The organism is Arthrobacter subterraneus (assembly GCF_900099735.1).
In the GTDB taxonomy this organism is placed as follows: Bacteria; Actinomycetota; Actinomycetes; order Actinomycetales; family Micrococcaceae; genus Arthrobacter_D; species Arthrobacter_D subterraneus.
Window position 1 is genome coordinate 1 of record NZ_FNDT01000040.1, and the last position, 7794, is coordinate 7794.

The window sequence follows — 7794 nt, forward strand, 5'->3', positions numbered from 1 at the left end:
AGGACACCGCCATCACGCAGCTTGCGCCACTCAGCGATCTGAGAGGAATACAGCCCATGCTCACGCAGGAACGCACCGCCCTCCTGACGGGTGCAGGCATCCTCGTACTGCGCTAAAAACTCAAGCTTCTGCGCTGGGGTAAAAGACCTTCGAGGGGTCGGGCCACCGGCACGCGGTCCGGAACTACTCATGGATCCATCTTGGCCTACCTTGGCCAAAACTAGATTAGACATAATGATCGGTTTCCTGGTTCTCGCCCCACGCGATTAAGCTGACTTGCTCTGTCACCGTGGTACCGCTCCAGCCTGACACGTAGGGGATTGGCGGGCTTAGCTGTTTGACCTGCTAAGTAACTCTCAGGTGGGGTATCCGAGAGGTAGTCGCGATACCAGTTCCAGGAAAACTCGGTCCTCGTATGCCGGTCCACTGCATATACGTTGAGTAGCCAACCCGAATCAGCGATCTAGGTCTACTTGCCAAATTTTCTGAGTCGCAGTGAGTTCAGGACGACCAGCACTGAGCTTGCTGCCATCGCTCCGCCTGCGATTATGGGGTTGAGTAGGCCGAGTGCGGCAATCGGTATGCCGAGTGTGTTGTAGGCAAAAGCCCAGAAGAGGTTCATTTTGATGGTGCTGAGTGTACTGCGGGATAACTCGATGGCTTGGGCTACTTGGTTCAGGTCGTTTCCCATGATGGTGAGGTCCGCGGCTTCAATAGCAACGTCCGTTCCGGAGCCCATAGCGATACCCAGGTCAGCTTGTGCCAGGGCAGCGGCGTCGTTCACGCCGTCGCCTGCCATGGCTACTGTTAGTCCCTGCTCCTGAAGGCGTTTCACGGCGTCGACTTTTCCTTCCGGCAGGACGTCAGCGAAGACGTCCTCCGGTGCTATGCCGACTTGCGCGGCGACCTGCTGGGCTACTTCCTTGTTATCCCCTGTTAGCAATAGGGGCCGCAGTCCGAGTTTCTTAAGTTTTGCGATGGCGGCGGCAGAGTTTTCTTTGATGGTGTCCTTCAGGCTGATGACTCCGACCATTCGCCCGTTTTGTGCCACGTAGATTGCCGTTGCTCCGGATTCTTGCTGGCGCGTGAAAATCGCGCGGTAGTCGTCCGGAATGCTTACATCGTTGTTCTCCAGCCAACCTGGTCGGCCAGCGAGTATGACGGCGCCGTCGACGACGCCACGTACCCCTCCCCCTGGGGCGCTGTGGAAGTTGGAGACGTGTGGCAGTTCGGTGCCGGCACCGTGCTTTGCCGCCTCTGCTATGGCCCGCGCGATGGGATGTTCGCTGGCCGCTTCAACTGCGCCGGCGCGGGCTAGAACCTCTTCGGCGTGGGTGTCGCCAAGTGCGGTGACGTCGGTGACTTCCAGTCGTCCGCTGGTTACCGTGCCGGTTTTATCGAGAAGTATGGCGTTAACGGTCCGGGTATCTTCGAGTACTTGAGGGCCCTTGATGAGGATGCCTAACTGGGCTCCCCGGCCTGTACCCGTCATGAGAGCGGTCGGGGTTGCCAAACCGAGTGCGCACGGGCAGGCGATTACCAGTACTGTCACCGACGCTGTGAACGCAGATCCGAGGTCTCCGCTGAAGATCATCCATAAGAGGAAGGTCAGCACTGATATTGAGATGACGATGGGCACGAACACTGCACTGATACGGTCCGCAAGGCGGGCGATCGGTGCCTTGCCGGATTGTGCTTGGCTGACCAAGCGTCCCATCTGCGCCAGTGTGGTGTCGCTACCTACCCGGGTCGCCTTGACCAGCAGTCGCCCGGAAGTGTTGATGGTTGCCCCAGTGACGGCGTTGCCTGCACTGACCTCAACCGGTACCGACTCCCCCGTGACCAATGAGGTGTCAATGGCGGAGTTTCCCTCAATGACGACACCGTCCGTAGCGAGTTTCTCCCCTGGCCGGACGACAAATACGTCACCTTTTTCCAGCTGGTCAGCCGGGATGAGTTTCTCGACACCGTCGCGTAGAACTGTTGCTTCCTTTGCCCCGAGATCCAGCAGGGCTTTGAGCGCATCACCGGCCCGGGCTTTCGCCCGGGCTTCGAGGTACCGTCCTAACAGCAGGAACGTCACCAGGACCGCGGCTACCTCAAAGTAGAGAGAGTGGTCCCCCATATTTATGCCTGTGTGGGCGGTGATTGTGGGGTTGGTGAAGAGCTGCCAGGCCGAGAAGAGAAATGCGGCAATGACACCTAGGGACACCAAGGTGTCCATGGTGGAAGCAAAGTGACGAGCGTTGATAGCGGCAGCACGGTGGAAGGGCCATCCCGACCAGGTAACGACCGGAAGCGCGAGGGCGAAAGCGACCCATCCCCAGTGCGGGAATTGTGCACCGGGAATCATCGAGATGACCACGATCGGTAGTGAGAGAACAGCGGCGAGGATCAGCCGCGGTTTCAACACGGACGCCGCGCTGCGACGGGCGCCTTCATTACTGCCTTTCTCATCTAGAGTGCCGGCGCTTGAACTGTGGTGGTCGCCTGGATGCAAGGTGATCCCCTCAGGGCTCTCACTGACCGGGTTGGTTGCAGCGGCGGTGCTTTCGCTGCTGGATCCGGCAGGCGAAGCAGTGCGTTGACCAGGTTTTAGATGAGCTTTGTAACCAGTCTTGTTGACGGTGTCGATGATTTCCTGGTCAGAGATATGTTCGGGTGCTGTCACTCGCGCTGATTCAAGGGGGAGGTTCACCGAAGCTTCCACACCGTCCAGTTTGGTGAGCTTGCGTTCCACCCGGCCTACGCAGGAGGCACAGGTCATACCTTCGATGTCGAGTTCGATGATGCGCGTCGCAGATTGGCCGAGCAGTTCTTTAGTGCTCACGCTGTGCTCCTATAGGTGCGGCAAGGCGGGGTTGGGATAACTTTCAGGCGCTGGGAGGTACTACTTCGTAGCCCGCTTCCGCGACTGCCTCGGTGATCTTCTGGGTGTCTAGTTCTTCTGGACCGCTGATGGTTGCGGTGGATATGCCGCCCCTGTTCAAGACGATGTCGACATTGGTCACGCCGTCAAGTTCGGATAGTTCTTCAGTGACTGACGCTACGCAGTGATTGCATGTCATTCCGGAAATATTCACTGAGGTTGTGCTCATGAGCGTTCTCTCTTTGGGGTTAACGCAGTAGTCGTGCGATGGCGTCTACCGCTTCCTTTACTTTTGCTTCACCGGCGTCTTGGGATTCGTCTGAAGCCTTCACCACACAGTGGGCGATATGTTCCTCCAGCAAGCCGATGCTTACCGCGTGCAGAGCCTTGTTGATGGCCGCGACTTGGGTGAGGACGTCGATGCAGTACTGGTCCTCGTCTACCATTCTTGCGATGCCGCGCACTTGGCCTTCGATGCGCCTTAGGCGTTGCAGGTAGGCCTCCTTGTCGGAGGTGTATCCCCGCTGCGCTATCGGACTGGCCGATGCTGACTTTTCCATTTTCCCTCCTTATACCAGTCAATTATACCCCTAGGGGGTATAATGTAAAGGGATGCAGCTCACTTGGCAGGGATTCTACTAAGTAGAATAGTAGTCGAGGTCGGGACGAACCGCTCGTCGTTAGCGATGAACTTTTAGCCGTTAGTTCTCAGAGTTCGACGATCGCGGTCAAAGGTGCCGGCCAGCTCCACCAATCGGCGCTTTAACGCGAGCTTCATTTGTTGGGTACGCAGGGTTATCAACTGCGCTGGTTAGCCCTGCTGTACGGCTCTCTTGCGGTGATGCAAGAGAGCTCAGAGCTCCCAAAGCCCTAATCGTGCACGTGGTGAGTATCGTCTTGGACGGGGTTCGCGCTGGACCGTGGGTGGTTTTTGCGCCAGATGTAAGCGAGCACCGCGAGGGTGAAAATGAGCCCGGACACCCACGTGTTTACTCGCAACCCGAGTATGAGGTTCGCTGGGTCCGACCTCATGAACTCGATGACGAATCTCCCCGCAGTGTAGAAGGCGACATAGAGAGCGAAGACGCCTCCTGAGCCAATCTGCTTTTTCCGATCCAGGAGTAGCAGAAGGACACCTACCAGGAGGCTCCAGAGTGACTCGTACAGGAAGGTGGGGTGGAAGTATCCGAGTACTACAGGATCGCCAGCCGCGTCGAGCACTGCCTGCCCGGCGGCCATTTCATGGATTTCCAGTTTCCAGGGCAGGGTTGTGGGATCGCCGTAGATCTCGTTGTTGAACCAGTTCCCCCATCTCCCAAGGGCTTGAGCGAAAACGAGCCCTGGTGCTGCCGCGTCGGCGAAGGCCAGGAAAGATACGTTATGCCGTTTGCATCCGATCCAGGCACCGAGGGCGCCAAAGGCGACTGCCCCCCAGATACCTAATCCGCCCTCCCATATTTTGAACGCGTCAAGGGCGCTCCGCCCCGGGGCGAAGTACAGCTGGGGGTCGGTGATGACGTGGTAGATCCGTCCGCCGATGATGCCGAAAGGGACGGCCCACACAATGATGTCAATGGATACCCCTTTCGCGGCGCCGCGGGCGACAAGTCGGCGCTCGGTGAGATAGGTAGCAAGGATGATTCCGGCCAGGATGGTCAAGGCGTAGAAGTGGATCATGAAAGGCCCCACCTCGAACGCGCTGACGGTAGGAGAAGGAATATGTGATCCTTCCCTCGCGAAAAGCGTGGCCATAACAGGCATCTGCACTAGAACCACCGACTGGCTGAAGCCTCAAGGCCTGCCGGGCTTGTCCATCGGCCTGCAGTCGGTCCTGCACTGCTGAAATAATCAGCGGCCGTCCGCTGCAGGGCCGGTCGGGCGTTCAATCTCGTCATAACTAGTCCTTCAAAGCGGTTTCGATACCCGTGCCGTGCGAGAGCAGCGAACGCCCAGCTGAAACTGAATGCGTCCGCTCGCCCTCTCCTCACTGCGAATGGGGGAACTCGTGTGCAAATATCGATTACTATAGTCGATAGTATCGGGTGGTTGATGTGCCACTGGCGGCCTACAACAAGAAGGAGGCGGACAGAACAGCGTGTTACCTGAGCGTGTTGCACTTACGTTGACTCTGAGTCTTGGCAACAAAGTGCCAAGTACACCTTTGGCTGGAGCGGGGGGCCAAGCATGAACGCGTATAGCGCCGTGGCCTCGGGGCGCAAGGTGCGCAGGATCGGCGGATGCGTGGTCCTCGTCGCTTCGCTTTTCCTCACAGGATGCGTCGCGGCGGATCCCCTCGCCGACCAAGCAACTGCGGGAAGCACCAACTACGTCGCCGGTGACGGATCCATAGCCGAGTATGCCCCCGAAAGCCGGGGGGAACCACTAACTGTTCAGGGAACCCTTTTCGACGGTACGCGCGCTGGGTCCCAGGAGTGGGCCGGGCAGGTCGTGGTGCTCAACGTCTGGTACGCCGCATGCGCCCCGTGTCGAGCCGAATCCCCTACCCTCGCTGCGCTTCACGAGGACTTCGCCCAACAGGGCGTGCAGTTCTACGGCATTAACATTCGTGATGAATCCGCAACGGCGGACGCCTTCGAAAGAAACTTCGACATAAGTTATCCCAGCTTCGAGGACCGTGACGGGCGAATCCTGCTGTCCCTTACGGAGTACGTGCCCCCACAGGCTGTTCCAACCACCCTTGTACTAGATCGAGAAGGCCGAGTCGCCGCCAGGGTCCTGGGCATAGCGGATGAGAATGTCCTGCGAACCCTCATCACCGAGGAGCTCGGCAGGGCCGCATCTGTCGCAGACGAAACCGGTACCGGAACCGGAACAAATGCTCCCTGAGGGACGAACTGTGACCGAGCCGTCTCTGGGGTTTCGGGGCGGGTTACGGTGGGCATGGCGTCAGCTGACCAGTATGCGCACGGCGTTGCAGCTGTTGCTACTACTGGCGGTGGCGGCTGTCCCAGGTTCCCTGTTTCCGCAGCGTCCCGCGAATCCGGCCGTGGTCACTCAGTACCTTGCCGATAATCCTGAGGTTGGCCCGTGGCTGGACCGGTTCCAGTTCTTTGACGTGTATTCATCAGTGTGGTTCTCGGCGATCTACCTGCTGTTGTTTATCTCGTTGATTGGCTGCGTGATTCCCCGGGCAGCGGTGTACTGGAAACACATGAGGTCCCAGCCGCCGATCACCCCGCGTAGGCTCTCCCGGATGCCGCAGTACGGGACGCTGCTCCTACCGTCCAGTGACATAGACCCGGAGGTTGCGGTGCAGGACGCAGCGGTCCTTCTGCGCCGTCGAGGGTACCGGGTGCAGCTGCGCGACATCGAGACGGCGAGTCCTTCTGTGGCCGCCGAACGAGGGTATCTGAAGGAAGCAGGGAACCTGCTGTTCCATGTTTCCCTGATCGGGGTACTCATCGCTGTGGCCGTCGGAGGGCTGTTCGGGTACCGGGGACAAAAGCTCGTCATCGAGGACGAGGGGTTCACCAACACCGAAATCGCCTATGACTCCTTCTTCCCGGGCACGAACTTCGACACTGACTGGCTGGTCCCGTTTTCCCTTACCCTGGAAGACTTCGACGTCACCTTCGACCGCAGGGAAACCAACTACGGCAATCCGGTGGACTTCACCGGCTCCGTGACCGTTCAGGAGCGCCCCGGAGTTGAACCCCGCAAAGAAACATTGCGGGTCAATGAACCGATCAATTTCGGCGGCACCAACGTGTACCTGATCGGCAATGGTTATGCCCCAGTGGTCACGGTCCGCGACGGTAACGGGAACATCGCGTACCAGGGACCGGTGCCAGCCCTGCCGCAGGATCCCACCTATAACTCCACCATCGTTATCAAAGCCCCGGACGCGCAACCCGACCAGCTCGGTTTCGTCGGGTTCTTCCTACCCACAGCGGTGGTCGACGAGAACGGTGTGGCATTCGGGTCAGATCCCGACCCGTTCAACCCTCAACTGAACCTGAACTCCTACTACGGGGATCTCGGGCTCAACGACGGCACACCCCGAAATGTGTACCAGTTGGACACCACCAACCTCACCCAGCTCAACGGGCGGAACACCTCCGATGGGGGCATCGTGCTGGGCGCTTACCAAACCTATGACCTTCCGCAGGGCAAAGGATCGATCACCTTTGACGGCCTGAAGCGCTACGTAGCACTGGATATCATCTTCGATCCGGGCAAAACCATGGCGCTGATCTCCACCTCACTGGCATTGATAGGGCTGGTGGCAACACTATGCATCCCCCGGCGGAGGGCCTGGGTGCGAGCCACCGAAGACGCCGACGGGCAGACCTTGGTCGAGTATGGCCTGCTCGCCAGGGGCAAGGACCACGGCCTGGACAAGGAAGCACTCAAAATCGGGGGCCTCCTTTCAACGCACTGGAGCGCCAGATTCGACAAGAACCAACGCGAGAAGGCAGGTAGCAGACAATGACCCCGATCAATGAAGCGCTCGGCGATTACAGCGAACTGTTCATGCTGCTCGCCGCGCTGACCTACACCGTCGCCTTCCTCGCCTTCACAGTCGACCTCATGCGTGCCCGGAAACTCCCCGCCGTAGCAACAGCATCAACCCACACCCCCGAACCCGCCCCCGTCGCAGCGCGCACCGGGGCGGGGACCGAGGCCGGGGAACCGCGAATCCAGTGGTCCCATGGTGGCGCCAACACCCATCAGGCCAGCGCGAACACAGCGGACCACACCGGCATCGGGTATGCCCCCCTCCGGCGGCCCGCCGCCCGGATAGCGGTCGCCGTCAGCATCGTCGGGCTGATCATCCACCTGGCGGGCGTCATTACCCGCGGCGTGGCCGCAGCCCGGGTCCCCTGGGGCAACATGTACGAATTCACCACCACCGGCGCAATGCTCGTCATGGCAGTGTTCCTCATCAGCCTCATCTTCCAGGA

General features: G+C 59.4%; 6 protein-coding genes and 2 pseudogenes. 3 read left to right on the forward strand and 5 right to left on the reverse strand.

The genetic code is table 11. From position 1 onward, the window contains the following. From BLS52_RS18725 to lgt, 5 genes and pseudogenes are all read right to left on the reverse strand, one after another. A pseudogene (locus BLS52_RS18725) lies at nucleotides 1-191 on the reverse strand (IS3-like element ISAar46 family transposase); the annotation flags it as partial. A gap of 278 nt (nucleotides 192-469) precedes the next feature. Beyond that, complete coding sequence (locus BLS52_RS17830) at nucleotides 470-2830, reverse strand: heavy metal translocating P-type ATPase (protein ID WP_090588501.1); 2361 nt, start codon at nucleotides 2828-2830, stop codon at nucleotides 470-472. A 43-nt stretch (nucleotides 2831-2873) separates the two neighbouring features. Further along, nucleotides 2874-3098, reverse strand: coding sequence for a heavy-metal-associated domain-containing protein (locus BLS52_RS17835; RefSeq protein ID WP_090588502.1), 225 nt, complete (start codon nucleotides 3096-3098; stop codon nucleotides 2874-2876). 19 nt (nucleotides 3099-3117) lie between these two features. Next, nucleotides 3118-3429 carry a metal-sensitive transcriptional regulator gene (locus tag BLS52_RS17840; RefSeq protein ID WP_090588504.1) on the reverse strand — a complete coding sequence of 104 codons (312 nt, stop codon included), beginning with the start codon at nucleotides 3427-3429 and terminating at the stop codon, nucleotides 3118-3120. Nucleotides 3430-3739: 310 nt separating this feature from the next. Then, entirely contained in the window at nucleotides 3740-4630 is an 891-nt protein-coding gene (gene lgt, locus BLS52_RS17845) for a prolipoprotein diacylglyceryl transferase (RefSeq protein WP_342707481.1), read from the reverse strand. A gap of 423 nt (nucleotides 4631-5053) precedes the next feature. Here lgt and BLS52_RS17850 point away from each other — a divergent pair, with 423 nt between their 5' ends. From BLS52_RS17850 to BLS52_RS17860, 3 genes and pseudogenes are all read left to right on the forward strand, one after another. Next, nucleotides 5054-5716, forward strand: coding sequence for a TlpA family protein disulfide reductase (locus BLS52_RS17850; RefSeq protein ID WP_090588505.1), 663 nt, complete (start codon nucleotides 5054-5056; stop codon nucleotides 5714-5716). Beyond that, nucleotides 5706-7322 (forward strand): cytochrome c biogenesis protein ResB, encoded by a 1617-nt coding sequence (gene resB / locus BLS52_RS17855; RefSeq protein WP_090588507.1) that lies wholly within the window; start codon nucleotides 5706-5708, stop codon nucleotides 7320-7322. The genes BLS52_RS17850 and resB overlap by 11 nt, the downstream gene beginning before the upstream one ends. After that, nucleotides 7319-7794, forward strand: a pseudogene (locus tag BLS52_RS17860) (c-type cytochrome biogenesis protein CcsB); the annotation flags it as partial. The gene resB and the pseudogene BLS52_RS17860, both read left to right, overlap by 4 nt.